35 protein-coding genes are annotated in these 21,225 nt (G+C 66.1%); 31 read left to right on the top strand and 4 right to left on the bottom strand.

Features of this window, described 5'->3' with window-relative positions; translation table 11 throughout:
• The 30 genes from E1B00_RS09015 to E1B00_RS08870 all read left to right on the top strand — a co-directional run.
• A partial coding sequence (locus E1B00_RS09015; RefSeq protein ID WP_483964200.1) for an EF-Tu C-terminal domain-related protein occupies nt 1-126 on the top strand: 126 nt, incomplete at its 5' end.
• A 246-nt stretch (nt 127-372) separates the two neighbouring features.
• Nucleotides 373-684: a 30S ribosomal protein S10 gene (rpsJ, locus tag E1B00_RS09010; RefSeq protein WP_022968186.1), complete on the top strand. Its 312-nt coding sequence runs from the start codon at nt 373-375 to the stop codon at nt 682-684.
• 10 nt (nt 685-694) lie between these two features.
• Nucleotides 695-1,342 carry a 50S ribosomal protein L3 gene (rplC, locus tag E1B00_RS09005; protein ID WP_139447960.1) on the top strand — a complete coding sequence of 216 codons (648 nt, stop codon included), beginning with the start codon at nt 695-697 and terminating at the stop codon, nt 1,340-1,342.
• A gap of 11 nt (nt 1,343-1,353) precedes the next feature.
• Complete coding sequence (rplD, locus tag E1B00_RS09000; protein ID WP_139447958.1) at nt 1,354-1,956, top strand: 50S ribosomal protein L4; 603 nt, start codon at nt 1,354-1,356, stop codon at nt 1,954-1,956.
• Nucleotides 1,953-2,249, top strand: coding sequence for a 50S ribosomal protein L23 (gene rplW / locus E1B00_RS08995; protein WP_139447956.1), 297 nt, complete (start codon nt 1,953-1,955; stop codon nt 2,247-2,249). The genes rplD and rplW overlap by 4 nt, the downstream gene beginning before the upstream one ends.
• Nucleotides 2,250-2,260: 11 nt before the next feature.
• Nucleotides 2,261-3,088: a 50S ribosomal protein L2 gene (gene rplB / locus E1B00_RS08990; RefSeq protein ID WP_139447954.1), complete on the top strand. Its 828-nt coding sequence runs from the start codon at nt 2,261-2,263 to the stop codon at nt 3,086-3,088.
• A 6-nt stretch (nt 3,089-3,094) separates the two neighbouring features.
• Nucleotides 3,095-3,367 carry a 30S ribosomal protein S19 gene (gene rpsS, locus E1B00_RS08985; RefSeq protein ID WP_139447952.1) on the top strand — a complete coding sequence of 91 codons (273 nt, stop codon included), beginning with the start codon at nt 3,095-3,097 and terminating at the stop codon, nt 3,365-3,367.
• Nucleotides 3,368-3,379: 12 nt separating this feature from the next.
• A complete protein-coding gene (rplV, locus tag E1B00_RS08980) occupies nt 3,380-3,715 on the top strand; it encodes a 50S ribosomal protein L22 (protein ID WP_139447950.1) in 336 nt (111 codons plus the stop codon).
• Between the two features lie 16 nt (nt 3,716-3,731).
• On the top strand, nt 3,732-4,433 hold the full coding sequence (gene rpsC / locus E1B00_RS08975; RefSeq protein ID WP_139447948.1) for a 30S ribosomal protein S3: 702 nt from the start codon (nt 3,732-3,734) through the stop codon (nt 4,431-4,433).
• A 6-nt stretch (nt 4,434-4,439) separates the two neighbouring features.
• Entirely contained in the window at nt 4,440-4,853 is a 414-nt protein-coding gene (gene rplP, locus E1B00_RS08970; protein ID WP_139447946.1) for a 50S ribosomal protein L16, read from the top strand.
• Nucleotide 4,854: 1 nt separating this feature from the next.
• Entirely contained in the window at nt 4,855-5,040 is a 186-nt protein-coding gene (gene rpmC, locus E1B00_RS08965; protein ID WP_139447943.1) for a 50S ribosomal protein L29, read from the top strand.
• 9 nt (nt 5,041-5,049) lie between these two features.
• Nucleotides 5,050-5,313, top strand: coding sequence for a 30S ribosomal protein S17 (gene rpsQ / locus E1B00_RS08960; protein ID WP_139447942.1), 264 nt, complete (start codon nt 5,050-5,052; stop codon nt 5,311-5,313).
• Nucleotides 5,314-5,325: 12 nt separating this feature from the next.
• The gene (gene rplN, locus E1B00_RS08955; protein WP_034213292.1) at nt 5,326-5,694 is read left to right on the top strand and encodes a 50S ribosomal protein L14; all 369 of its coding nucleotides are present in this window, start codon (nt 5,326-5,328) and stop codon (nt 5,692-5,694) included.
• Between the two features lie 14 nt (nt 5,695-5,708).
• Complete coding sequence (gene rplX / locus E1B00_RS08950) at nt 5,709-6,023, top strand: 50S ribosomal protein L24 (RefSeq protein WP_139447940.1); 315 nt, start codon at nt 5,709-5,711, stop codon at nt 6,021-6,023.
• 11 nt (nt 6,024-6,034) lie between these two features.
• A complete protein-coding gene (gene rplE / locus E1B00_RS08945; protein WP_139447938.1) occupies nt 6,035-6,577 on the top strand; it encodes a 50S ribosomal protein L5 in 543 nt (180 codons plus the stop codon).
• A gap of 16 nt (nt 6,578-6,593) precedes the next feature.
• On the top strand, nt 6,594-6,899 hold the full coding sequence (rpsN, locus tag E1B00_RS08940; protein ID WP_139447936.1) for a 30S ribosomal protein S14: 306 nt from the start codon (nt 6,594-6,596) through the stop codon (nt 6,897-6,899).
• A gap of 63 nt (nt 6,900-6,962) precedes the next feature.
• Nucleotides 6,963-7,358, top strand: a complete 396-nt coding sequence (gene rpsH / locus E1B00_RS08935) for a 30S ribosomal protein S8 (RefSeq protein WP_139447934.1) — start codon at nt 6,963-6,965, stop codon at nt 7,356-7,358.
• A 13-nt stretch (nt 7,359-7,371) separates the two neighbouring features.
• Nucleotides 7,372-7,899: a 50S ribosomal protein L6 gene (gene rplF, locus E1B00_RS08930; protein ID WP_139447932.1), complete on the top strand. Its 528-nt coding sequence runs from the start codon at nt 7,372-7,374 to the stop codon at nt 7,897-7,899.
• Nucleotides 7,900-7,925: 26 nt separating this feature from the next.
• Complete coding sequence (rplR, locus tag E1B00_RS08925) at nt 7,926-8,285, top strand: 50S ribosomal protein L18 (protein ID WP_139447930.1); 360 nt, start codon at nt 7,926-7,928, stop codon at nt 8,283-8,285.
• A gap of 76 nt (nt 8,286-8,361) precedes the next feature.
• The gene (gene rpsE, locus E1B00_RS08920; RefSeq protein WP_139447927.1) at nt 8,362-8,883 is read left to right on the top strand and encodes a 30S ribosomal protein S5; all 522 of its coding nucleotides are present in this window, start codon (nt 8,362-8,364) and stop codon (nt 8,881-8,883) included.
• Nucleotides 8,876-9,058, top strand: coding sequence for a 50S ribosomal protein L30 (gene rpmD, locus E1B00_RS08915; RefSeq protein ID WP_106990015.1), 183 nt, complete (start codon nt 8,876-8,878; stop codon nt 9,056-9,058). The genes rpsE and rpmD overlap by 8 nt, the downstream gene beginning before the upstream one ends.
• A gap of 20 nt (nt 9,059-9,078) precedes the next feature.
• Complete coding sequence (gene rplO / locus E1B00_RS08910) at nt 9,079-9,516, top strand: 50S ribosomal protein L15 (RefSeq protein WP_139447925.1); 438 nt, start codon at nt 9,079-9,081, stop codon at nt 9,514-9,516.
• Between the two features lie 4 nt (nt 9,517-9,520).
• Nucleotides 9,521-10,906 carry a preprotein translocase subunit SecY gene (gene secY, locus E1B00_RS08905; RefSeq protein WP_246048633.1) on the top strand — a complete coding sequence of 462 codons (1,386 nt, stop codon included), beginning with the start codon at nt 9,521-9,523 and terminating at the stop codon, nt 10,904-10,906.
• 243 nt (nt 10,907-11,149) lie between these two features.
• On the top strand, nt 11,150-11,506 hold the full coding sequence (gene rpsM, locus E1B00_RS08900) for a 30S ribosomal protein S13 (RefSeq protein WP_139447923.1): 357 nt from the start codon (nt 11,150-11,152) through the stop codon (nt 11,504-11,506).
• A gap of 12 nt (nt 11,507-11,518) precedes the next feature.
• Nucleotides 11,519-11,908, top strand: coding sequence for a 30S ribosomal protein S11 (gene rpsK, locus E1B00_RS08895; protein WP_139447921.1), 390 nt, complete (start codon nt 11,519-11,521; stop codon nt 11,906-11,908).
• Between the two features lie 21 nt (nt 11,909-11,929).
• Nucleotides 11,930-12,559 (top strand): 30S ribosomal protein S4, encoded by a 630-nt coding sequence (rpsD, locus tag E1B00_RS08890; RefSeq protein ID WP_139447919.1) that lies wholly within the window; start codon nt 11,930-11,932, stop codon nt 12,557-12,559.
• Between the two features lie 23 nt (nt 12,560-12,582).
• Complete coding sequence (locus E1B00_RS08885) at nt 12,583-13,578, top strand: DNA-directed RNA polymerase subunit alpha (RefSeq protein ID WP_139447917.1); 996 nt, start codon at nt 12,583-12,585, stop codon at nt 13,576-13,578.
• Between the two features lie 29 nt (nt 13,579-13,607).
• Complete coding sequence (gene rplQ / locus E1B00_RS08880; RefSeq protein WP_139447915.1) at nt 13,608-13,988, top strand: 50S ribosomal protein L17; 381 nt, start codon at nt 13,608-13,610, stop codon at nt 13,986-13,988.
• Between the two features lie 129 nt (nt 13,989-14,117).
• Nucleotides 14,118-14,630 carry a disulfide bond formation protein B gene (locus E1B00_RS08875; protein WP_139447913.1) on the top strand — a complete coding sequence of 171 codons (513 nt, stop codon included), beginning with the start codon at nt 14,118-14,120 and terminating at the stop codon, nt 14,628-14,630.
• A gap of 97 nt (nt 14,631-14,727) precedes the next feature.
• Entirely contained in the window at nt 14,728-16,122 is a 1,395-nt protein-coding gene (locus tag E1B00_RS08870) for a class II 3-deoxy-7-phosphoheptulonate synthase (protein WP_139447911.1), read from the top strand.
• A 13-nt stretch (nt 16,123-16,135) separates the two neighbouring features.
• Here the strand turns inward: E1B00_RS08870 and E1B00_RS08865 are convergent, their stop codons facing one another.
• Nucleotides 16,136-16,903 carry a sulfite exporter TauE/SafE family protein gene (locus tag E1B00_RS08865; protein ID WP_139447909.1) on the bottom strand — a complete coding sequence of 256 codons (768 nt, stop codon included), beginning with the start codon at nt 16,901-16,903 and terminating at the stop codon, nt 16,136-16,138.
• Between the two features lie 31 nt (nt 16,904-16,934).
• Nucleotides 16,935-18,776, bottom strand: a complete 1,842-nt coding sequence (gene typA / locus E1B00_RS08860; protein WP_139447907.1) for a translational GTPase TypA — start codon at nt 18,774-18,776, stop codon at nt 16,935-16,937.
• 155 nt (nt 18,777-18,931) lie between these two features.
• Between typA and E1B00_RS08855 the strand changes: the two genes are divergently transcribed.
• Nucleotides 18,932-19,441: a peptidylprolyl isomerase gene (locus E1B00_RS08855; RefSeq protein ID WP_139447905.1), complete on the top strand. Its 510-nt coding sequence runs from the start codon at nt 18,932-18,934 to the stop codon at nt 19,439-19,441.
• Nucleotides 19,442-19,456: 15 nt separating this feature from the next.
• Here the strand turns inward: E1B00_RS08855 and E1B00_RS08850 are convergent, their stop codons facing one another.
• Nucleotides 19,457-20,056 carry a hypothetical protein gene (locus E1B00_RS08850; protein WP_139447903.1) on the bottom strand — a complete coding sequence of 200 codons (600 nt, stop codon included), beginning with the start codon at nt 20,054-20,056 and terminating at the stop codon, nt 19,457-19,459.
• Nucleotides 20,053-21,222: a M48 family metallopeptidase gene (locus E1B00_RS08845; RefSeq protein WP_139447901.1), complete on the bottom strand. Its 1,170-nt coding sequence runs from the start codon at nt 21,220-21,222 to the stop codon at nt 20,053-20,055. The genes E1B00_RS08850 and E1B00_RS08845 overlap by 4 nt, the downstream gene beginning before the upstream one ends.
• Nucleotides 21,223-21,225: the final 3 nt, after the last annotated feature.

Here is a 21,225-nt window from a genome sequence, read left to right as displayed (position 1 = left end):
GGCGACAACGTGAAGATGGTGGTCTCGCTGATCGCGCCGATCGCGATGGACGAAGGCCTGCGCTTCGCGATCCGCGAGGGCGGCCGCACCGTCGGCGCCGGCGTGGTTGCCAAGGTCATCAAGTAGGCGTATAGTGCGCGGCTCGGTCGCCCCCAGGGGCGGCCCACATACGAAATGAGGGGCAGGATGCCCCTCGTGTTCGCGGCCAGGACGGTCGAAGCTCGTGGAAAACAACCCTTTACAGGGCGGTTTAACACAGGCTATACTTTCTTGCTCGGTGGCCCAGAAATGGTCCGCCGAGTTTGTTTTCCACGGGAACCAGGGCTCAAAGCCCCTGATTCCGACGCTCTTTACCGTAACAAGGACATCGCCATGGCGGACCAGAAGATCCGGATTCGGCTGAAGGCCTACGATCATCGCCTGATTGATCGCTCGGCTTCCGAAATCGTGGAGACGGCCAAGCGGACCGGCGCGCAGGTGCGCGGCCCGATCCCGCTGCCGACCAAGATCGAACGCTACACCGTGCTGGTGTCGCCGCACGTCGACAAGGACGCGCGCGACCAGTACGAGACCCGCACCCACAAGCGTGTGCTGGATATCGTTGACCCGAACGACAAGACCGTCGACGCGCTCATGAAGCTCGAGCTCGCGGCCGGCGTCGACGTTCAGATCAAGCTGACCTGAGGCAACTGCCATGACGACCAAAAATATTGGAATCGTGGGCCGCAAGGCGGGCATGAGCCGCATCTTCACCGACGATGGCCGTTCCATCCCGGTGACCGTGATCGAGGCCAGCCCGAATCGCATCACCCAGATCAAGACCACCGAAACCGACGGTTACACCGCGGTGCAGGTGACTGCCGGCGCCAAGCGCGCCGCCCTGGTCAACAAGCCGCTGTCCGGCCATTTCGCCAAGGCGAAGGTCGAGGCCGGCCGTGGCCTTTGGGAGTTCCGCATCGAAGACAAGGATGCGGGCAACTTCGAAGTGGGTACCGAAATCAAGGCGGACATCTTCGCCGTCGGCCAGATGGTCGATGTTTCCGGTATCACCAAGGGCAAGGGTTTCCAGGGCACCATCAAGCGCTGGAAGTTCAAGATGGGCGACGCCACGCACGGTAACTCGCTGTCGCACCGTTCGCCGGGCTCCATCGGCCAGCGCCAGACGCCGGGCCGCGTGTTCCCGGGCAAGAAGATGTCCGGCCACATGGGCGCCGTGCAGCAGACCATGCAGAACCTCGAAGTGGTCAAGGTCGACGCCGAGCGCGGCCTGATCGCGATCAAGGGTTCCGTCCCCGGTGCGCCGGGCGGCGACGTCGTCGTGCGCCCCACGAGCAAAGGTTGAGGAGTTAGATAATGGAACTCGCCGTCATTGGAAGCGGTAAGACGCTGTCGGTTTCCGACGCCGTCTTCGGCCGCGAATTCAGCGAGGACCTGGTGCATCAGGTGGTGGTTGCGTATCGCAACGCCGGCCGTGCAGGCACCAAGGCCCAGCTGACGCGCTCGGAAGTCTCGGGCACGACCAAGAAGTTCAAGAAGCAGAAGGGCGGTGGCGCCCGTCACGGTGACTACCGGGCCCCGATCTTCGTCGGTGGTGGTGTCTCGTTCGCCGCCAAGCCGCGCAGCTTCGCCCAGAAGGTCAACCGCAAGATGTACCGCGCGGCCGTCTGCGCGATCATCTCCGAGCTCAACCGTCAGGGCCGCCTGAAGGTCGTCGACGCGTTCGATGTGTCGGAGCCGAAGACCAAGGCGCTGGTCGCCAAGCTGGCCGAGATGGGCGTTTCCCGCCCGCTGATCGTCAGCGAGGAGCCGAGCGAGGCGCTGTACCTGGCCGCCCGCAACGTTCCCTACGTGCAGGTCCTCGACGCCCAGACCATCGATCCGGTGAGCCTGGTCGGTGCCGAGACCGTGATCATGACCGCTGATTCGGTCAAGAAGATCGAGGAGTGGCTGGCATGAGCAACATCAAGATCCTCGGCGTTCTTCGTGCGCCCCGCGTCTCTGAAAAGACCGCGCGCATCCAGGAGCAGAGCAACCAGTACGTTTTCGAGATTGCGCAGACCGCGACCAAGGCCGACGTGAAGTCCGCCGTGGAATCGCTGTTCAGCGTCAAGGTCGAAGCGGTCAATGTGGTGAACGTGAAGGGCAAGCAGAAGAACTTCCGTAACCGCGCCGGCCGTCGTGGCGACTGGCGTAAAGCATACGTTCGCCTGGCCGATGGCCAGTCGATCGACGTGATGGCCAAGGCCTGAGGCAAGTACCCATGGCACTTATGACTTTCAAGCCGACCTCGCCTGGCCGCCGCGCCATGGTGCGCGTCTCCACCGCCGGCCTGCACAAGGGCGGCCCGCTGGAATCGCTGGTCGAAAAGCAGAGCAAGAGCGGCGGCCGCAACAACTACGGCCGCATCACCACCCGCCACATCGGCGGTGGCCACAAGCAGCATTACCGCCTCATCGATTTCAAGCGTGACAAGGAAGGTATCCCGGCCCGCGTCGAGCGCGTCGAGTACGATCCGAACCGCACCGCGCACATCGCGCTGCTGTGCTACGCCGACGGTGAGCGCCGCTACATCATCGCCCCGAAGGGCCTGGTGCAGGGCGACCAGGTGATCGCCGGCAAGGACGCGCCGATCAAGACCGGCAACAGCCTGCCGCTGCGCAACATGCCGGTTGGTTCGACCGTGCATTGCGTCGAGATGAAGCCGGGCAAGGGTGCCCAGCTGGCCCGCGCCGCTGGCGCCGGCGCCCAGCTGATCTCCCGCGACGGCGGCTACGCCACCCTGCGCCTCCGCTCCGGCGAAATGCGCAAGGTGCCGGCCGACTGCCGCGCCACGATCGGCGAAGTGGGTAATGTCGAGCACAACCTCGAGAAGCTGGGCAAGGCGGGTGCGAAGCGTTGGCGCGGCGTCAAGCCGACCGTCCGCGGCGCCGCCATGAACCCGGTCGACCATCCGCACGGCGGTGGTGAGGCGAAGGCTGGCCAGGGTAACCCGCACCCGGTGTCCCCGTGGGGCACGCCGGCGAAGGGTTACAAGACGCGCAAGAACAAGCGCACCCAGAAGTTCATCGTGCGCGATCGCAGGGGTTGATAGGCCATGGCACGTTCTCTTAAGAAAGGTCCCTTCATCGACCACCACCTCGTCAAGAAGGTGGAGGCCGCTCAGGGCAACAGCAAGAAGCCGATCAAGACCTGGTCGCGTCGTTCCATGATCCTGCCGGAAATGGTCGGGCTCACCATCGCCATCCACAATGGCAAGGTGCACGTCCCGGTTCTGGTGAACGAGAACATGGTTGGCCACAAGCTCGGCGAGTTCGCCCTCACCAGGACCTTCAAGGGTCATGGCGGCGACAAGAAAGCCGGCAAGTAAGGAGACATGACGATGGAAGCCAAAGCCATTCTCCGCACGGCCCGGATCTCGCCGCAGAAGGCCCGCCTGGTCGCCGACCAGGTCCGTGGCATGCCGGTGGCCCGCGCCGCCGACCTGCTGCAGTTCTCCGACAAGAAGGCCGCCCACATGATCCGCAAGGTCCTGTGGTCCGCAATCTCGAATGCCGAAAACAATCTCGGCGCTGACATCGACGAGCTCAAGGTCGCCAGCATCATGGTCGACGAAGGCCCCGTCCTGAAGCGCTTCATGGCCCGCGCCAAGGGCCGCGGCACCCGCATCCTCAAGCGCACCAGCCACATCACTGTGGTTGTGGGCTCGGGCAAGTAAGGCAGGGACGAAGACTATGGGTCACAAAGTTCATCCGACCGGAATCCGCCTGGGCATCGCCAAGGACTGGAACTCCAAGTGGTTCGCCAACAAGCGCGACTACGCCCAGTACCTCACGTCGGACCTGAAGGTCCGCGAGATGCTGCGCAAGAAGCTCGCGCAGGCCGGCATTTCCAAGATCCTGATCGAGCGCCCCTCGAAGTCCGCCCGCGTCACGATCCACTCCGCCCGTCCGGGCGTGGTGATCGGCAAGCGCGGTGAGGACATCGAGAAGCTGCGCAAGGAAGTCTCGGACATCATGGGCGTCCCGGCGCACATCAACGTGTCCGAAGTGCGCAAGCCCGAGCTCGACGCGCAGCTGGTCGCCGAGTCGATCGCGCAGCAGCTCGAGCGCCGCATCATGTTCCGCCGCGCGATGAAGCGCGCCGTCGGCAACTCGATGCGCCTCGGTGCCCTGGGCATCAAGGTCAACGTCGCCGGCCGCCTGAACGGCGCCGAGATCGCCCGTTCGGAGTGGTACCGCGAGGGCCGCGTGCCCCTGCACACCCTGCGTGCGGACATCGACTACGGCTTCGCCGAAGCCCTCACCACCTACGGCATCATTGGCGTGAAGGTGTGGGTCTACAAGGGCGAGATTTTCGATTTCAGCCAGGTTGGCCAGGAGAAGGTCGAGGAGCGCACCGAGCGCCCGGCCCGTCCTGCGAAGGAAATGAGGTAAGCCGCCATGCTGCAACCCAAGCGAACCAAGTACCGCAAGGTCTTCAAGGCGCGTAACGACGGCCTGAGCTGGAACGGCGCCGCCGTCAGCTTCGGCGAGTACGGCCTCAAGGCCACCTCGCACGGCCAGCTGACCGCCCGCCAGATCGAGGCCGCGCGCCGTTCCATCAGCCGTTACGTCAAGCGCGGCGGCAAGATGTGGATCCGCGTGTTCCCCGACAAGCCGATCACCAAGAAGCCGATCGAAGTCCGAATGGGCGCCGGTAAGGGCAACGTCGAGTACTGGGTGGCCCAGATCGCCCCCGGCCGCGTGATCTACGAGATCGAGGGCGTCGACGAAGCGACCGCTCGCGAGGCGTTCCGCCTGGCGGCCGCCAAGCTTTCGGTCACCACCACTTTCGTGACCCGGACGGTGCGCTGATATGGAACTCAAGGAACTGCGTAACAAGTCGGCCGCCGAACTGAAGGCCCATCTGCTGGATCTGCACAAGGAGCAGTTCGCGCTCCGCATGCAGAAGGCCACCGGTCAGCTGAGCCAGCCCCACAACATCAAGCGGGTCCGTCGCGAAATCGCGCAGACGATGACCATGCTGACCGTCAAGAAGTAAGGGCGAGCCATGAGCGAAACCACTGAGCAGCTGCGCACGGTCGAAGGCCGCGTCGTCAGCAACAAGATGAACAAGACCGTCACGATCCTCGTGGAGCGTCAGGTCAAGCACCCGCTGTACGGCAAGTACATCCGGCGCTCGACCAAGCTCCATGCGCACGACGAAGAGAACGCCTGCAACGAAGGCGACGTCGTCCGCGTCACGGAGTGCCGTCCGCTGTCCAAGACCAAGAACTGGCGCGTGGTGGAAGTCATCACGCGTGCGGCGAAGTAAGGAGGCCTAGAAATGATCCAGGTACAGAGCTACCTCGAGGCCGCCGACAACTCCGGCGCCAAGGAAATGATGTGCATCAAGGTGCTGGGCGGCTCCAAGCGTCGCTACGCGCACATCGGTGACATCATCAAGGTGACCGTCAAGGACGCCATTCCCCGCGGCAAGGTCAAGAAGGGCGAGGTCTACGACGCCGTCGTCGTCCGCACCCGTTCCGGCGTGCGCCGGGCCGACGGTTCGCTGATCCGTTTCGACGGCAACGCGGCCGTGCTGCTGAACAACAAGCAGGAGCCGATCGGCACCCGCATCTTCGGGCCCGTGACCCGTGAGCTTCGTTCCGAGAAGTTCATGAAGATCGTGTCGCTCGCTCCCGAAGTGATCTGAGGGCAGGAACAGACATGAACCGTATCCGCAAGGGCGACCAGGTGATCATCATCGCCGGTGCCGACAAGGGCAAGAAGGGTGAGGTTGTTCGCGTGGCCGGTGACAAGGTCATCGTCCAGAACATCAACATCATCAAGCGCCACACCAAGCCGAATCCGCAGGCAAACGTCGCCGGCGGCATCGTCGAGCGCGAGGCGCCGATCCATATTTCCAACGTGATGCTGTTCAACCAGGCCAACGGCAAGGGTGAGCGCGTCGGTTTCAAGGTGCTCGAGAATGGACGCAAAGTGCGTGTGTTCCGCTCGAGCGGTGAGGCGATTGACGCCTAAGGAATGATGCAATGACCACCCGTCTCGAAACGATCTACAAGGAAACCGTGGTTCCGAAGCTGATGGAACGCTTCGGCTACGAGAACATCATGCAGGTGCCGCGCATCTCGAAGATCACGCTGAACATGGGCGTGGGCGAGGCCGTGGGCAACAAGAAGATCCTGGAAAATGCCGTCGCCGACATGACCAAGATCGCCGGCCAGAAGCCGATCACCACCAACGCCCGCGTCTCCGTCGCCAGCTTCAAGATCCGCGACGGCTGGCCGATCGGCTGCAAGGTGACCCTGCGCCGCGCCAAGATGTACGAGTTCCTGGACCGCCTGATCAACATCTCGCTGCCCCGCGTGCGCGACTTCCGCGGCGTGTCGGGTCGTTCGTTCGACGGCCGTGGCAACTACAACATGGGCGTCAAGGAACAGATCATCTTCCCCGAGATCGATTTCGACGCGGTCGACGCCATGCGCGGCATGGACATCGCCATCACCACCACGGCGAAGACCAACGAAGAAGCCAAGGCGCTGCTCGAGGCCTTCAACTTCCCGTTCCGCAACTGATCCGAGGATTACGAGAATGGCCAAGACTTCGATGGTGAACCGCGACATCAAGCGCAAGAAGCTTGTCGCGAAGCACGCCACCAAGCGCGCGGAACTGAAGAAGATCATCAGCAGCCCCAGCTCCTCCTACGAAGAGAAGATGGACGCCGCCACCAAGCTGCAGAAGATGCCGCGCGACTCCAGTGCGAGCCGCGTGCGCAACCGCTGCGAACTCACCGGCCGCTCGCGCGGCGTGTACAGCAAGTTCGGCCTTGGCCGCAACAAGCTGCGCGAAGCCACCATGCGTGGCGACGTGCCCGGCCTGCGCAAGGCCAGCTGGTAATCGCCGGCCCCTCCGGGGGCCAGCGGATATCGGTGCTCCTGACACCTAAAAGGGTAAGAACCAATGAGCATGACTGATCCTATCGCCGACATGCTGGTGCGCATCAAGAATGCGCTCGCCGTCGGCAAGCCGCAGGTCGCAATGCCTGCCTCCAAGATGAAGCTGGCCATCGCCAACGTGCTGAAGTCCGAGGGTTACATCGGCGACTTCCGCGTGAACGGCGAGGGCGCCAAGGCCAAGCTGGAAATCTCCCTGAAGTACTACGAGGGCAAGCCGGTGATCGAGCGCCTCGAGCGCGTCTCCCGGTCGGGCCTGCGCCAGTACAAGGGCAAGGACGACCTGCCGAAGGTGCTCGCCGGTCTCGGCGTCGCCATCATCTCGACCTCCCAGGGTCTGATGACCGATCGCCAGGCCCGCGCTGCGGGCGTGGGCGGCGAAGTCATCTGCCTCGTGGCCTAAGGAGAACGCACCCATGTCCCGCGTTGCCAAGAAGCCGATTTCGATGCCCAAGGGCGTCGAGTTCAATGCCACCGCCGACAAGGTCACGGTGAAGGGCCCGAAGGGCTCGCTCAGCCTGACCAAGCCGGCCGGCGTCGAGTTCAAGCTCGACAACGGCGTGCTGCAGCTGTCCGCTGCCGATGCCGCCAACCTTCCGATGGCCGGTACGGCCCGTGCGATCCTCGCCAACATGATCCAGGGCGTCGCCGAGGGTTTCACCCGCAAGCTCGAACTGGTCGGCGTCGGTTACCGCGCCGCCATGCAGGGCAAGGACCTGGCCCTGAGCCTGGGCTTCTCGCACCCGACCGTCTACGTCGCTCCCGAGGGCATCACGCTCGCCACCCCGACCCAGACCGAGATCCTGGTCTCCGGTGCGGACAAGCAGCAGGTGGGTGAGGTTGCAGCCAAGATCCGCGCGTACCGCAAGCCGGAGCCCTACAAGGGCAAGGGCATCCGTTACTCCGGCGAGAAGATCATCATGAAGGAAGCCAAGAAGGCCTAATGGGCCCTTCCGCTTCCTCGAGGTAAATAATCATGGACAAGAACATCGCCCGTCTGCGCCGCGCCAAGACCACGCGTTCGCACATCCGCAAGCTCGGCGTCGCCCGCCTGTCGGTGCTGCGCTCGGGTCAGCACATCTACGCCCAGCTGTTCACCGCCGATGGCTCCAAGGTGCTGGCTTCGGCCTCCACCGTGCAGGCCGAAGTGAAGGACGGCCTCAAGGGCAGCAAGAACATGGAAGCCGCCGCCAAGGTCGGCCGCACGATCGCCGCCAAGGCGCTCGCTGCCGGCATCGACAAGGTTGCCTTCGATCGTTCCGGCTACCGCTACCACGGCCGCATCAAGGCCCTGGCTGACGCCGCCCGCGAGGGTGGCCTGCAGTTCTAAGCCTTCGGGCTTGTTTTTCCAGTACCAACCACAACCATAAGCGGCCATAGGCCGTAAGCAAACCCAGGAAATCCAAATGAGCAGCAACGAGCGCGATCGCAATCGCGGGGAAAGCGACGACGGCTTCATCGAGAAGCTGGTCGCCGTCAACCGCGTGTCCAAGACCGTCAAGGGCGGTCGTCAGTTCACCTTCACCGCGCTGACTGTCGTCGGCGACGGTGCGGGCAAGGTTGGTTTTGGTTACGGCAAGGCGCGCGAAGTGCCGGTCGCGATCCAGAAGTCGATGGAATACGCCCGCAAGGCGATGGTCCAGGTCGACCTGAACGAAGGCACCCTGTGGCACCCGATCAAGGCCGGCCACGGCGCCGCCCGGGTGTTCATGCAGCCGGCGTCGGAAGGTACCGGCGTGATCGCCGGCGGCGCCATGCGCGCCGTGCTGGAAGCGGTCGGCGTGAAGAACGTTCTGGCCAAGGCCGTCGGTTCGCGCAACCCGATCAACCTGGTGCGCGCCACCGTCAAGGGCCTGACCGCCACCACTTCGCCGGCCCGCATCGCGGCCAAGCGCGGCAAGAAGATCGAGGAGATCCTCAATGGCTGAGAAGACTGTCAAGGTCCGCCTGGTCAAGGGCCTGCGCGGCTGCCAGGAGCGTCACCGCGTGTCGGTGCGCGCCCTCGGCCTGAACAAGGTCAATGACGTGCGCGAACTCAAGGACTCCCCGTCCGTTCGCGGCCTGATCAACCAAGTGCATTACCTGGTTCGCGTCGAATCCTGAGCGGACCAAGGAGAACCCATATGAAGCTCAATTCTCTCAAGCCCGCTGACGGCGCCCGCAAGGAGCGCGTCCGCGTTGGTCGTGGTATCGGTTCCGGCCTCGGCAAGACCGCTGGCCGCGGCCACAAGGGTTCCTACGCCCGCACCGGCAAGGGCAAGATCAAGCCCGGCTTCGAAGGCGGCCAGATGCCCATGCAGCGCCGTCTGCCGAAGATCGGCTTCCGCTCCAAGCTGAAGAACGACACGGCCGAAGTGCTGCTGTACCAGCTGGACAAGCTCGAGGCCGGCGAGATCGACTTCGCCGCCCTGCGCGCCGCCAAACTCGTGCCGGCCAACGCCAAGCAGGCGAAGATCGTCAAGAAGGGCGAGCTCAGCAAGAAGTTCGTTCTCAAGGGTGTGCTCGCGACCGTCGGCGCCAAGGCCGCGATCGAAGCCGCCGGCGGCAGCGTGACGGAGTAACGCCTTGACGCAGTCCTCATCCGCAGCGAGTGCCCTGGGCGGGCTCGGCAAGTTCACCGAGCTCCGCCAGCGCCTGGTCTTTGTGCTCCTGGCCCTGATCGTCTACCGCATCGGCAGCTACATTCCGGTGCCGGGTATCGATCCGGAAGCCATGCTGCGGCTGATGGACACCCAGAAGGGCACCATCGTGGACATGTTCAACATGTTCTCCGGTGGCGCCCTGAACCGGTTCAGCCTGTTCGCGCTGAACGTGGTTCCGTACATCTCCGCCTCCATCATCGTGCAGCTCATGGGCCAGATCTACGAGCCCTGGAAGGCGATGAAGAAGGAAGGCGAGAGCGGTCGGCGCAAGCTGACCCAGTATTCGCGCATCGGCGCCGTGTTCCTCGCCATCGTCCAGGCTGGCTCCATCGCCTCGATGCTGCAGGGCCAGAGCGCCGGCGCCGGCATCCCGGTGGTCTACGCCCCGGGCCCGGGCTTCATCCTGACCGCGGTGGTCGCGCTGACGGCCGGCACCATCTTCCTGATGTGGCTGGGCGAGCAGATCACCGAGCGCGGCATCGGCAACGGCATCTCGCTGATCATCTTCGCGGGTATCGTCGCCAGCCTGCCGGGCGCGGCCCTGAGCACCTTCCAGCAGGTCAGCAACGGCGAGATCAGCGCCTTCGCGATCCTGGTGATCCTGGCGCTGGTGGTTGGCGTCACGTACTTCGTCGTGTTCATGGAACGCGGCCAGCGCCGCATCACCGTGAACTATGCCCGGCGCCAGGGTGGCCGCCAGGCGTACATGAACCAGAACTCGCACCTGCCGCTCAAGCTGAACATGGCCGGCGTGATCCCGCCGATCTTCGCGTCCAGCCTGATCATGTTCCCGGCGACCATGTCCACCTGGTTCGGCCAGGCCGGCGCCCCCACGGGCGACGGCTGGCGCGACCAGCTCATGGCCGCGCTGCAGAACCTGAGCCTGGCCCTGGCGCCGAGCGAGCCGCTGCACATGCTGCTCTACGGCGCGATGATCATCGGCTTCGCGTTCTTCTACACCGCCCTGGTCTTCAACTCCCAGGAGACGGCGGACAACCTCAAGAAGTCCGGCGCCCTGGTGCCGGGCATCCGTCCGGGCAAGGCGACCGCCGACTACATCGACGGCGTGCTGACCCGGCTGACCCTGATCGGCGCGCTCTACCTGGTCCTCGTGTGCCTGCTGCCCGAGCTGATCCGGTCGTTCTGGTCGGTCCCGTTCTACTTCGGCGGCACGTCGCTGCTGATCGTGGTTGTGGTGGTGATGGACTTCACCGCCCAGATTCAGGCTCACCTGATGTCTCATCAGTACGAGAGCCTGATGAAGAAGGCAAATCTGAAAGGCGGCAGCCGCGGTCTTACCCGCGGCTGAGCCAACGATGGGCGGTCCGCGCGGCGGCTTGGCGCGCGGATAGGCCGGTACCCGTTCCTGCGCTGGAGTAGCGCGGGGCGCCCGACCCCTGGAGGGGGAGGGCAGTGCCAGTCTGTCGCCGGAGCATGGGCACACTCCCCATGCCGGGTTTCCCGGGTCTTTGACCCGGGGGGCTTCAATTTAACCCCGAGCCCTTGTACAATTTCCGATTCACTGCGCTCAATTTAGTTTGGAGAACGCCTGATGGCGCGCATTGCGGGTGTCAACCTGCCTGTCCAGAAGCATGTCTGGGTGGGCCTGCAGAGTATCTTTGGCATTGGCCGTACCCGGTCGAAGCTTGTTTGTGACGCGGCCGGCGTGGCTCCTGCCACGAAGATCCGTGACTTGTCCGAGCCTGAAATCGAGCGCATCCGCGCCGAAGTGGCCAAATACACCGTCGAGGGCGACCTGCGACGCGAAGTCGGCATGTCGATCAAGCGACTGATGGACCTGGGCTGCTATCGCGGCCTGCGTCATCGTCGCGGCCTGCCGATGCGCGGTCAGCGCACCCGGACCAACGCCCGCACCCGCAAGGGTCCGCGCAAAGCTATCAAGAAGTAAGGACCGGACCCCATGAACAAGCCGGCAGTCAAGACCAAGAAGAAGATCAAGCGAGTCGTCACCGACGGCATCGCCCACGTCCAGGCTTCTTTCAACAACACCATCGTCACCATCACCGATCGCCAGGGCAATGCGCTGTCGTGGGCCACTTCGGGCGGCGCGGGTTTCCGCGGTTCCCGCAAGTCGACCCCGTTCGCTGCCCAGGTCGCTGCCGAGAAGGCCGGCAAGGCCGCCCTCGACTACGGTGTGAAGACGCTGGAAGTGCGGATCAAGGGCCCCGGCCCGGGCCGCGAGTCGGCCGTGCGTTCGCTGAACGCGTGCGGCTACAAGATCACCAACATCATCGACGTCACCCCGATCCCGCACAACGGGTGCCGGCCGCCGAAGAAGCGCCGCGTCTAACGGGAACTGGAGACTACATAAATGGCTCGTTATATTGGTCCCACCTGTAAGCTCGCCCGCCGCGAAGGCGCCGACCTCAGCCTGAAGTCGCCGGCTCGCGCCATCGACTCGAAGTGCAAGCTGGAGCAGAAGCCCGGCCAGCACGGCGCCGTCGCCAAGAAGGGCAAGCTGTCCGACTACGCCACCCAGCTGCGCGAGAAGCAGAAGGTCAAGCGCATCTACGGTCTGCTTGAGCGCCAGTTCCGCTCCTATTACGCGAAGGCTTCGCGCAAGAAGGGCAACACCGGCGAAACCCTGCTGCAGATGCTCGAACAGCGTCTGGACAACGTCGTGTACCGCATGGGTTTCGCGGTCACCCGTCCGCAGGCCCGTCAGCTCGTGTCCCACAAGGGCGTCCTGGTGAACGGCAAGGCCGTGAACCTGCCGTCCTACCAGGTCAAGGCCGGCGACAGCATCCAGCTCACCGAGCGCGCTCAGAAGCACCTGAACGTGCAGGAAGCCCTCAACCTCTCCCAGCAGATGGACCTGGTCCCGAGCTGGTGCGAAGTCGACGCGAAGAAGTTCGCCGGCGTTTTCAAGGCCGTCCCGGACCGCGCCGACCTGCCCTCGGATATCAATGAAGCGCTGATCGTCGAGTTGTACTCGAAGTAATCCTCTCAGGAGACACCTTGACCATGACGGTTACCGCCACCCAGGTGCTGCGTCCGCGCGGCCCGCACATCGAACGACTCGGCTCCAACCGCGCGAAAGTGGTCATCGAACCGCTGGAGCGTGGCTACGGCCACACGCTGGGCAACGCCCTGCGTCGCGTGCTGCTGTCGTCGATCCCCGGCTTCGCCATCACGGAAGTCGAGATCGACGGCGTGCTCCACGAGTACACCACTGTCGAGGGTCTGCAGGAGGACGTTCTGGAAGTCCTGCTGAACCTCAAGGACGTCGCCATCCGCATGCACAACGTGGACCACACCACGCTGACGCTGCAGAAGAAGGGCCCGGGCATCGTCACCGCCGCCGACATCAAGACCGACCACAACGTCGAGATCCTGAACGGCGAGCACGTGATTGCCCACCTCACCAAGGACACGGCGCTGAACATGCGCCTGAAGATCGAGCGCGGTTTCGGCTACCAGCCGGCCGCCGATCGCCGCCGCCCGGACGAAGAGTCCCGTGCGATCGGCCGACTGGTGCTGGACGCGACCTTCTCGCCGGTCCGCCGCGTCGCGTATGCCGTGGAAGCGGCCCGCGTCGAGCAGCGCACCGACCTGGACAAGCTGGTCCTGGAGATCGAGACCAACGGCACGATCGATGCCGAGGACGCGATCCGCACGGCCGCCGACATCCTGACCGACCAGCTGTCGGTCTTCGGTGACTTCACCCAGCGCGAGCGTGGTCCGGCGAAGGCCTCGGCCACGGGCATCGACCCGGTGCTGCTGCGCCCGATCGACGACCTCGAGCTGACCGTTCGTTCGGCCAACTGCCTCAAGGCCGAGAACATCTACTACATCGGCGACCTGATCCAGCGCACCGAGGTCGAGCTGCTCAAGACCCCGAACCTGGGCAAGAAGTCGCTCACCGAGATCAAGGAAGTGCTGGCCCAGCGCGGCCTTTCTCTCGGCATGAAGCTGGAGAACTGGCCGCCGGCCGGCCTGCAGCAGGGCATGCTGGGCTGAGCCCGGAATTCATCTAAGGAATCACGACAATGCGCCACCAGAAATCCGGCCGTAAGTTCAGCCGTACCAGCGCCCACCGCGAAGCCATGTTCTCGAACATGGCCGCGTCGCTGATCAAGCACGAGCTGATCCGTACCACCCTGCCGAAGGCGAAGGAACTTCGCCGCGTCGCCGAGCCGCTGATCACCATCGGCAAGGTCGACGGCGTCGCCAACCGCCGCCTCGCCATGTCGCGCCTGCGTGACAAGGAAGCGGTGGGCAAGCTGTTCGTCGAGCTGGGCCCGCGTTACCAGGCCCGTCCCGGCGGTTATCTGCGCATCCTCAAGTGCGGCTTCCGCGCCGGCGACAACGCGCCGATGGCGTACGTCGAGCTGGTGGATCGCCCGCGTGATGCCGAAGCCGCCGAGTAATTCCGGCGCCTTCGCGGCAAATCGGGACCCCGGCTTCGGCCGGGGTCTTTTTTTGCGCCAACGCCGCCGGAAACTTCACTCCATGCCGGCGGTCTGTGTACGCTGACCACCTTCTCACCGGAACTTCCGATGTCCACGAATCCCTTCGCCTGGTCCTTCCGCGCCCAGTTCCTCAGCGGCTTCGTGCTGTGCGGATCGCTGATCGCCTACGCGCTCTACGTACAGTTCGGCATGCTCATGCTGCCTTGCCCGCTGTGCATCCTGCAGCGCGTCGCCTTCGCGGCCATGGGCGTGATGTTCCTGATCGGCGGTTTGCACGCCCCGAAGGGCCGGACGGGCAGGGCGGTCTATGGCCTCCTGGTTTTCCTGCCTGCCGCGGCCGGTGCCGGCGTGGCGGGCTACCACGTCTGGCTGCAGTCGCTGCCGCCCAGCCAGGTTCCGCTGTGCTCGGGCATGGGCCTGGACTACATGATCGAATCCATGGGCCTGGCCGGCGCATTGGCCAAGGTCTTCGAGGGTTCGGGTGAGTGCGCCAAGGTGGACTGGACCTTCCTTGGCGTATCGATGCCGGCCTGGACCCTGGTCTGGTTCATCGGCCTGGGCCTGGGTGCGCTCTGGGCCGCCCTCAAGAAGCGCGGCTGAACCGGCATATCGGTATGACCACGCGCCACGGGCTGTCCGCGCCGCCTGTGGCATGATGATTTTCCTCCCCGACCCCGCAGTTCCGGATTCCCAGAAGATGAGCGCCAGCGACCGCAGCCTGCACCCCGTATCCGTTCCCGGCGACTGGACGCCGGCGGGTTGGCGCGGCCGCCTGGCGGCCCAGCAGCCCACCTATCCCGACGCCGCCGCCCTGGCCTCTGTGCAGGAAGAGCTACGCCACCTGCCGCCCCTGGTCACTTCCTGGGAAATCCTTGCGCTCAAGAAACAGCTCGCCGAAGCCCAGGAGGGCAAGCGCTTCCTGCTTCAGGGCGGCGACTGCGCCGAGAGTTTCGCCGACTGCGAATCGGGCCTGATCTCGAACCGGCTCAAGGTGCTGCTGCAGATGAGCCTGGTGCTGGTGCACGGCCTGCGCCTGCCGGTCGTGCGCGTGGGGCGTTTCGCCGGCCAGTACGCCAAGCCGCGCTCCGCCGACCTGGAGGAGAAGGGTGGGGTGACGCTGCCCAGCTACCGCGGCGACTTCATCAACCAGCCTGAATTCACGCCCGAGGCGCGCACTCCCGACCCCCGGCGCATGGTCAAGGGACACGCCCGCTCGGCGATGACGATGAACTTCGTCCGGGCGCTGATCGATGGCGGTTTCGCCGACTTGCACCACCCCGAATACTGGGACCTGGACTGGGTCGGCCACTCGCCGCTGTCGGATGAGTACCGGCGCATGGTCGCCGCGGTCGGCGATGCCGTGCGCTTCATGGAAACGATCTCGGGGGGCGCGCTGCACGATCTCAACCGCGCCGACTTCTACACATCCCACGAGGCGCTGCTGCTGCCGTACGAAGAGGCGCTGACGCGCCAGGTGCCGAGGCAGTGGGGCTGGTTCAACCTGTCCACGCACTTTCCGTGGATCGGCATGCGCACCGCCGACCTGGAGGGCGCGCATGTCGAATACTTCCGCGGCCTGCGCAACCCGGTGGCGGTGAAGGTCGGCCCGTCCGTCACGCCCGACCAGCTGTTGCGCCTAACCGACGCGCTCAACCCGGAGAACGAGCCGGGCCGCCTGAGCTACATCCACCGCATGGGCGCCGCCAAGGTTGCCGAGAAACTGCCGCCGCTCCTGGACGCGATGCGCCGCGAAGGCCGGCGCGTGCTGTGGATCTGCGACCCGATGCACGGCAACACCGAAAGCACCAGCAATGGCTTCAAGACCCGGCGTTTCGCCAACATCCGCGGCGAAGTCGAAACCAGTTTCGAACTGCACGCGGCCGCCGGGACCCGTCTGGGCGGCGTGCACCTGGAGCTGACCGGCGAGAACGTCACCGAGTGCACGGGTGGTGCCCGCGACCTGACCGACATCGACCTCGAGCGCGCCTACCGATCCACGGTCGATCCGCGCCTGAACTACGAACAGTCGCTGGAGATCGCCATGCTGATCGTGCGCAAGCACTCGCAGCTGAAGGCGCCGGTCGGCACCTGAGGGCGACCGCGCGTCAGCCTGCGAGCAGCCCCCAGGCGACGCGGGCCACCAGGGCCAGCACGACCACCAGGAACAGTGCGCGGATGAAGCGGTCGCCCTGGCGGATGGCCAGGTGGCTGCCGACGTAACTGCCGGCCATGTTGCCCAGGATCAGCGGGATCGCCAGCGTCCACTGCACGAAGCCGCCGATCGCCAGCACCGTCCAGGAGCTGAGGTCGGCCGCCACGTTGGTCGATTTCGACACGGCCGACGACTTCAGGAAATCCAGCCCGATCACGCTGACGAAGGCGAAGACCAGCAGCGTGCCGGTGCCGGGCCCGATCAGGCCGTTGTAGAAGCCGCAGGCGCCGCCCACGGCCACCGCGGCCCAGGCTTCCCGCTCCGGGGCGAAGCGCCGTTGCTCGCGTGTTCCCAGGTCGCGCCGGGCCACCGTGTACACGGCCAGCGCGACGCAGACGGCCAGCACCGCCAGCTTCAGCGTGTCCGGGTCGATGCGCTTGGCGAACTGCACGCCGATGGCGGAGAAGGCCAGCGCCGACAACAGGGCCGGCACCACGATGCGGCGCTCGACGACCACGTGGCGGAAGTAGTTCCAGGCAGCCACGCTGGTGCCCAGCAGCGAGCTGGTGCGCTGGGTCGCGATGGTCTGCAGGATGTTGAGGCCGGGATGCAGGTTGAGCATCGCCGGCGTCAGGACCAGGCCGCCACCGCCGACGATGCTGTCGAGCAGGCCGGCGGCGAAGCCGGCCAGTGCGGTGAGCAGCCAGAGTTCGGCCGTCATGGGCCGGACTGGGGACGGTCAGGCTTCGCGCTTAGCCGCGCGAGGCCTTCTTGCGGTCGTTCTCGGTGCGGTACTTCTTGCGCAGGCGGATCGCCACCGGGGTGATCTCGACCAGTTCGTCGTCGTCGATGAACTCCAGGGCCTGCTCCAGCGAGAACTTGATGGCCGGGATCAGGCCTTCGTCCTTGTCGGTGCCCGAAGCGCGGAAGTTGGTCAGCTGCTTGCCGCGCAGGGCGTTGACCGTCAGGTCGTTGTCCTTGGAGTGGATGCCGACGATCTGGCCTTCGTAGATCTCCTCGCCCGGCTCGATCAGCAGGCGGCCGCGCTCCTGCATCGCGATCTGCGCGTACGCAGGCGACGGGCCCTGGCCGTTGGAGATCAGCACGCCGTTCTGGCGCTGGCCGATCTCGCCGTCGGCCTTCGGCGCGTAATGGTCGAAGACGTGGAACAGCAGGCCGGTGCCGGCGGTGATCGTGCGGAACTCGGTCTGGAAGCCGATCAGGCCACGCGCCGGGATGATGAAGTCGATGCGGACGCGCCCCTTGCCGTCCGGCTCCATGTTCTGGAGGATCGCGCGGCGCTCGCCCAGGCGCTGCATCACGCCGCCCTGGTACTGCTCCTCGAGGTCGACGACCAGCGACTCGAACGGCTCGGACTTCACGCCGTCGATGTCCTTGATGATCACTTCCGGGCGTGACACGGCCAGCTCGTAGCCTTCGCGGCGCATGGTTTCGATCAGGATCGACAGGTGCAGCTCGCCGCGGCCGCTGACCTTGAACTTGTCGGCGTCGGCCGTGTCCTCGACCTTCAGCGCGACGTTGTGCTGGGTCTCGCGCATCAGGCGGTCGCGCAGCTGGCGCGAGGTCAGGAACTTGCCGCCGCTGCGGTCCTTGTTGCCGGCGAAGGGTGAGTCGTTGACCTGGAAGGTCATGCTGATGGTCGGCTCGTCGACGGTGAGCACCGGCAGCTGCTCGGGCGCGGACACGTCGCAGACGGTGTCGGAGATGCCCAGGCCCTCGATGCCGGAGATGGCGATGATGTCGCCGGCGCGCGCTTCCTTCACCTCGTGGCGCTCCAGGCCCATGAAGCCGAGCACCTGCAGCACCTTGGCGTTGCGGACCTTGCCGTCGCGCGCCACCACCGAAACCTGCTGGTTGGTACGGATGGTGCCGCGCTGCACGCGGCCCACGCCGATGATGCCGACGTAGTTGTTGTAGTCGAGCGAGGTGATGCGCATCTGGAACGGGCCGTCCATGTCAACCGGCGGCGGCGCCACCTTGTCGACGATGGTCTGGAACAGCGGGGTCATGTCGCCCGAACGCACGGACTCGTCCATGCCGGCGTAGCCGTTGAGGCCCGAGGCGTAGACGGTGGTGAAGTCGAGCTGCTCGTCGGTGGCGCCCAGGCGGTCGAACAGGTCGAAGGTCTGGTTGAGCACCCAGTCCGGGCGAGCGCCCGGGCGGTCGACCTTGTTGATCACCACGATCGGCTTGAAGCCCATCGCGAAGGCCTTCTGGGTCACGAAGCGGGTCTGCGGCATCGGGCCGTCCATCGCGTCGACCAGGATCAGCACCGAGTCGACCATCGACAGCACGCGCTCGACCTCGCCGCCGAAGTCGGCGTGGCCCGGGGTGTCGACGATGTTGATGCGGTATTCCTCGCCCTCGGGCGAGGTCCAGCGGATCGCCGTGTTCTTGGAAAGGATGGTGATGCCGCGCTCCTTTTCCAGATCGTTGCTGTCCATCGCGCGTTCGGCCAGCTGCTGGCGCTCGCCCAGCGTGTTCGACTGCTTGAGCAGCTGGTCCACCAGGGTGGTCTTGCCATGGTCGACGTGGGCGACGATGGCGATGTTGCGGAGCTTTTCGATGGACATGCGGGATGGGCGCCGGACGGCGCGCGGTCTCAGGGGCGGAGGAAGCCGGCGATTATAGCCCTAAACCGGCCCGTTCCGGGCGTCCGGACCCGTCCCTGTGGCATCCTACGCGGCCACGCCGGCTCCCGCGCCGGCCCCCTCAGACGGAGCCCGCCATGTCCCTGATTGCCACCTTCACCACGTCCCGCGGCCCGATCCGCGTCAAACTGCACGCCGACAAGACCCCGCTGACGGTCGCCAGCTTCGTGAACCTGGTCCAGCGCGGCTACTACGATGGCCTGAGCTTCCACCGCGTGATCCCCGATTTCATGATCCAGGGCGGCTGCCCCGAGGGTTCGGGCCGCGGCGGCCCGGGTTACCGCTTCGAGGACGAGTGCCGCAGCGACCTGCGCCACGACAAGCCGGGCGTGCTCTCGATGGCCAATGCCGGCCCGGGCACCAACGGCAGCCAGTTCTTCATCACCCACGTCGCCACCCCGTGGCTCGACGGCAAGCACACCGTGTTCGGCGAGGTGGTCGGGGCCGGCGACCAGCAGGTGGTCGACGCCATCCGCGGCGGCGACAAGATCGAAAGCGTGCGCATCGAAGGCGATACCGCCGCGCTGCTGGCGGCCCAGGCCGGCCGCGTGGGCGAGTGGAACCAGGTCCTCGACCGCACCGCCTGATGCCCGGGGGCCGGCTTACGGCCCCTTCACGAAGCGCAGGCTGTCGAACATCCGCGACACTGCTTCGACGTCCCGGCCGTAGTAATGCTCGGCCGGGGCGATCCAGACCAGCACCGTCAGCCGGCCCTCGCGTTCGGCGGCGGTCGCCAGGCCGCGGTAGACCAGGCCGCCCGGGTTGTCCAGATCGAGGTCGAAGCGGAGCCCGGGCACCTGGCCGAACGACGCCGGCCGCAGCCCGCTGGCCTGCACGTTGGCCCAGCCGGCCTCGCGCAGGCCGTCGACGAGGATGTCGCGGACCTCGTCCGGGCGCATGCCCGGACGGAACCAGGGGCCGTCGGGCCGGCCGCGGCGCTCGCGGGCTCCCAGGAACACATGCTCGCCGGGTTTGATCCGGGAAATGATCGTCAGCTGGTTCAGCGGCGCGCCGTCGATCGTCCACTGCTCGCGCCGCGGCGCTTTCACCCGCGCCCAGTCCAGCGTGGTGTCCAGCCCCAGGTCGAACACCTCCGCGTCGCCGGCCGCCTGCAGGCGGCCGCCGGTGCCGCCGCCGGCGCAGCCCGCGAGCAGGGCGAATACGGCAGCCAGCAGCAGGGACCGCATCGGAATGCGTTTCACGGGCGGTTCTCCAGTTCGGTCAGGTAGTGGCGGATGAAGGCGGCGTCCTCCGCGTCGGGCGCAAGCTCGAGATAGCGCCGCAGCGAGGCGGTGGCCGCGGCGCTCTCGCCGCGCCCGCGCTGCACCAGGCCCAGTTCACGGTGGCTGGCCGGCGGGGCGCCCGGCAGCCCGGCGGCTTCGACGTACAGGGCTTCGGCCCGCGCCGCGTCGCCGTCCTTGCCGCGCCGGCGATAGGCCTCGGCCTCGGCGAAGGCGTACAGGCCCTGCAGGTCCGGTTCGGCCAGGGCGCGCAGGTCGGCGATCACGCGCACCGAGGTGTCGTACATGCGGCGCGACAGTTCGAGCTCCAGCCACGAGGCCAGGAAGGGCCGCACCGCGGCACCGTAGCGCGCCCGGCCGGCGTTCCCGTCCGCCACGCCGCTGGCCTCGGCCGCCGCGCGCACGTCGGCCAGGCGCTCGCTGGTTTTGGGGTGGCTGGCAAACACCGGCACCGGCTTGCCGTAGCGGCGCGCGGCCTCTTCGTCGAGCATGCGCTGCCAGAGCCGGGCGCCGGCGGCGGGGTCGTAACCGCTGGAGGTGGCGGCGGCGAAGCCCAGGCGGTCGGCCTCGCGTTCGGCTTCGCGCGAGAATCGGTACATGTGGGCCACGCCCAGCAGGTCCGCCACCGGACCGGCCGCGCCGGCGCCGCTGCCCCAGGCCAGCAGGCCGAAGGAGCCGAGGAAGGCCGAGGTGCGCTTGGCCTTGCGCCATTGCTGCAGCGAATGCCGTTGCCGGAAATGCGCGAATTCGTGGCCCAGCACCAGGGCGAGTTCGGCCTCGTCCTGGAAGCGCAGCAGGGCGCCGGTCCAGACCACCATCATGCCGTTGGGCGACATCGAGGCGTTGAACCAGGGCTGCTGGACGATGTAGACCCGCAGGTCGGGGCAGTAGTCGCCGGCGACCTTGCAGGCGACCTCGCGCACGTAGCCGTTCAGGGCTTCGTCGCGCACCAGCAGCGGGTGCTGCTGCAGTTCGCGTTCGGCGCGGTCCATTGCGTACCACAGCTCGTCCTCGTCGCTGCCCGGTAGGGGCCGCTGGCCCGGTCGGGCTGCGTCGGCCGGCTCCTCGGTCGATGCGGCCGGGGAAATCGCTCCGGCCAGCAGCGCCGCCAGCAGCAGCCCCGCCATCCG

Origin of the sequence: Arenimonas terrae (genome assembly GCF_006265115.1) — a bacterium.
Lineage (GTDB): Bacteria > Pseudomonadota > Gammaproteobacteria > Xanthomonadales > Xanthomonadaceae > Arenimonas > Arenimonas terrae.
The sequence above is the reverse complement of the archived record's forward strand: the minus strand, read 5'-3'. Positions and strand labels throughout refer to the sequence as shown.

Excerpts from the sequence above, each read along its gene's own strand:
- rpsJ (WP_022968186.1), top strand. The coding sequence starts at position 373 with ATGGCGGACCAGAAGATCCGGATTCGGCTGAAGGCCTACGATCATCGC.
- rplO (WP_139447925.1), top strand. The coding sequence starts at position 9,079 with ATGAAGCTCAATTCTCTCAAGCCCGCTGACGGCGCCCGCAAGGAGCGC.
- rpsE (WP_139447927.1), top strand. The coding sequence starts at position 8,362 with ATGAGCAGCAACGAGCGCGATCGCAATCGCGGGGAAAGCGACGACGGC.
- rplF (WP_139447932.1), top strand. The coding sequence starts at position 7,372 with ATGTCCCGCGTTGCCAAGAAGCCGATTTCGATGCCCAAGGGCGTCGAG.
- rpsH (WP_139447934.1), top strand. The coding sequence starts at position 6,963 with ATGAGCATGACTGATCCTATCGCCGACATGCTGGTGCGCATCAAGAAT.
- rplB (WP_139447954.1), top strand. The coding sequence starts at position 2,261 with ATGGCACTTATGACTTTCAAGCCGACCTCGCCTGGCCGCCGCGCCATG.
- E1B00_RS08870 (WP_139447911.1), top strand. The coding sequence starts at position 14,728 with ATGAGCGCCAGCGACCGCAGCCTGCACCCCGTATCCGTTCCCGGCGAC.
- E1B00_RS08865 (WP_139447909.1), bottom strand. The coding sequence starts at position 16,903 with ATGACGGCCGAACTCTGGCTGCTCACCGCACTGGCCGGCTTCGCCGCC.
- rpmC (WP_139447943.1), top strand. The coding sequence starts at position 4,855 with ATGGAACTCAAGGAACTGCGTAACAAGTCGGCCGCCGAACTGAAGGCC.
- rpsQ (WP_139447942.1), top strand. The coding sequence starts at position 5,050 with ATGAGCGAAACCACTGAGCAGCTGCGCACGGTCGAAGGCCGCGTCGTC.
- rplQ (WP_139447915.1), top strand. The coding sequence starts at position 13,608 with ATGCGCCACCAGAAATCCGGCCGTAAGTTCAGCCGTACCAGCGCCCAC.
- rpmD (WP_106990015.1), top strand. The coding sequence starts at position 8,876 with ATGGCTGAGAAGACTGTCAAGGTCCGCCTGGTCAAGGGCCTGCGCGGC.
- rplX (WP_139447940.1), top strand. The coding sequence starts at position 5,709 with ATGAACCGTATCCGCAAGGGCGACCAGGTGATCATCATCGCCGGTGCC.
- rplN (WP_034213292.1), top strand. The coding sequence starts at position 5,326 with ATGATCCAGGTACAGAGCTACCTCGAGGCCGCCGACAACTCCGGCGCC.
- rplD (WP_139447958.1), top strand. The coding sequence starts at position 1,354 with ATGGAACTCGCCGTCATTGGAAGCGGTAAGACGCTGTCGGTTTCCGAC.
- E1B00_RS08855 (WP_139447905.1), top strand. The coding sequence starts at position 18,932 with ATGTCCCTGATTGCCACCTTCACCACGTCCCGCGGCCCGATCCGCGTC.
- rpsS (WP_139447952.1), top strand. The coding sequence starts at position 3,095 with ATGGCACGTTCTCTTAAGAAAGGTCCCTTCATCGACCACCACCTCGTC.
- typA (WP_139447907.1), bottom strand. The coding sequence starts at position 18,776 with ATGTCCATCGAAAAGCTCCGCAACATCGCCATCGTCGCCCACGTCGAC.
- rpsN (WP_139447936.1), top strand. The coding sequence starts at position 6,594 with ATGGCCAAGACTTCGATGGTGAACCGCGACATCAAGCGCAAGAAGCTT.
- rpsC (WP_139447948.1), top strand. The coding sequence starts at position 3,732 with ATGGGTCACAAAGTTCATCCGACCGGAATCCGCCTGGGCATCGCCAAG.
- rpsD (WP_139447919.1), top strand. The coding sequence starts at position 11,930 with ATGGCTCGTTATATTGGTCCCACCTGTAAGCTCGCCCGCCGCGAAGGC.
- rplC (WP_139447960.1), top strand. The coding sequence starts at position 695 with ATGACGACCAAAAATATTGGAATCGTGGGCCGCAAGGCGGGCATGAGC.
- E1B00_RS08845 (WP_139447901.1), bottom strand. The coding sequence starts at position 21,222 with ATGGCGGGGCTGCTGCTGGCGGCGCTGCTGGCCGGAGCGATTTCCCCG.
- E1B00_RS08885 (WP_139447917.1), top strand. The coding sequence starts at position 12,583 with ATGACGGTTACCGCCACCCAGGTGCTGCGTCCGCGCGGCCCGCACATC.
- rplV (WP_139447950.1), top strand. The coding sequence starts at position 3,380 with ATGGAAGCCAAAGCCATTCTCCGCACGGCCCGGATCTCGCCGCAGAAG.
- rplP (WP_139447946.1), top strand. The coding sequence starts at position 4,440 with ATGCTGCAACCCAAGCGAACCAAGTACCGCAAGGTCTTCAAGGCGCGT.
- rplE (WP_139447938.1), top strand. The coding sequence starts at position 6,035 with ATGACCACCCGTCTCGAAACGATCTACAAGGAAACCGTGGTTCCGAAG.
- rpsK (WP_139447921.1), top strand. The coding sequence starts at position 11,519 with ATGAACAAGCCGGCAGTCAAGACCAAGAAGAAGATCAAGCGAGTCGTC.
- rplW (WP_139447956.1), top strand. The coding sequence starts at position 1,953 with ATGAGCAACATCAAGATCCTCGGCGTTCTTCGTGCGCCCCGCGTCTCT.
- E1B00_RS08875 (WP_139447913.1), top strand. The coding sequence starts at position 14,118 with ATGTCCACGAATCCCTTCGCCTGGTCCTTCCGCGCCCAGTTCCTCAGC.
- rpsM (WP_139447923.1), top strand. The coding sequence starts at position 11,150 with ATGGCGCGCATTGCGGGTGTCAACCTGCCTGTCCAGAAGCATGTCTGG.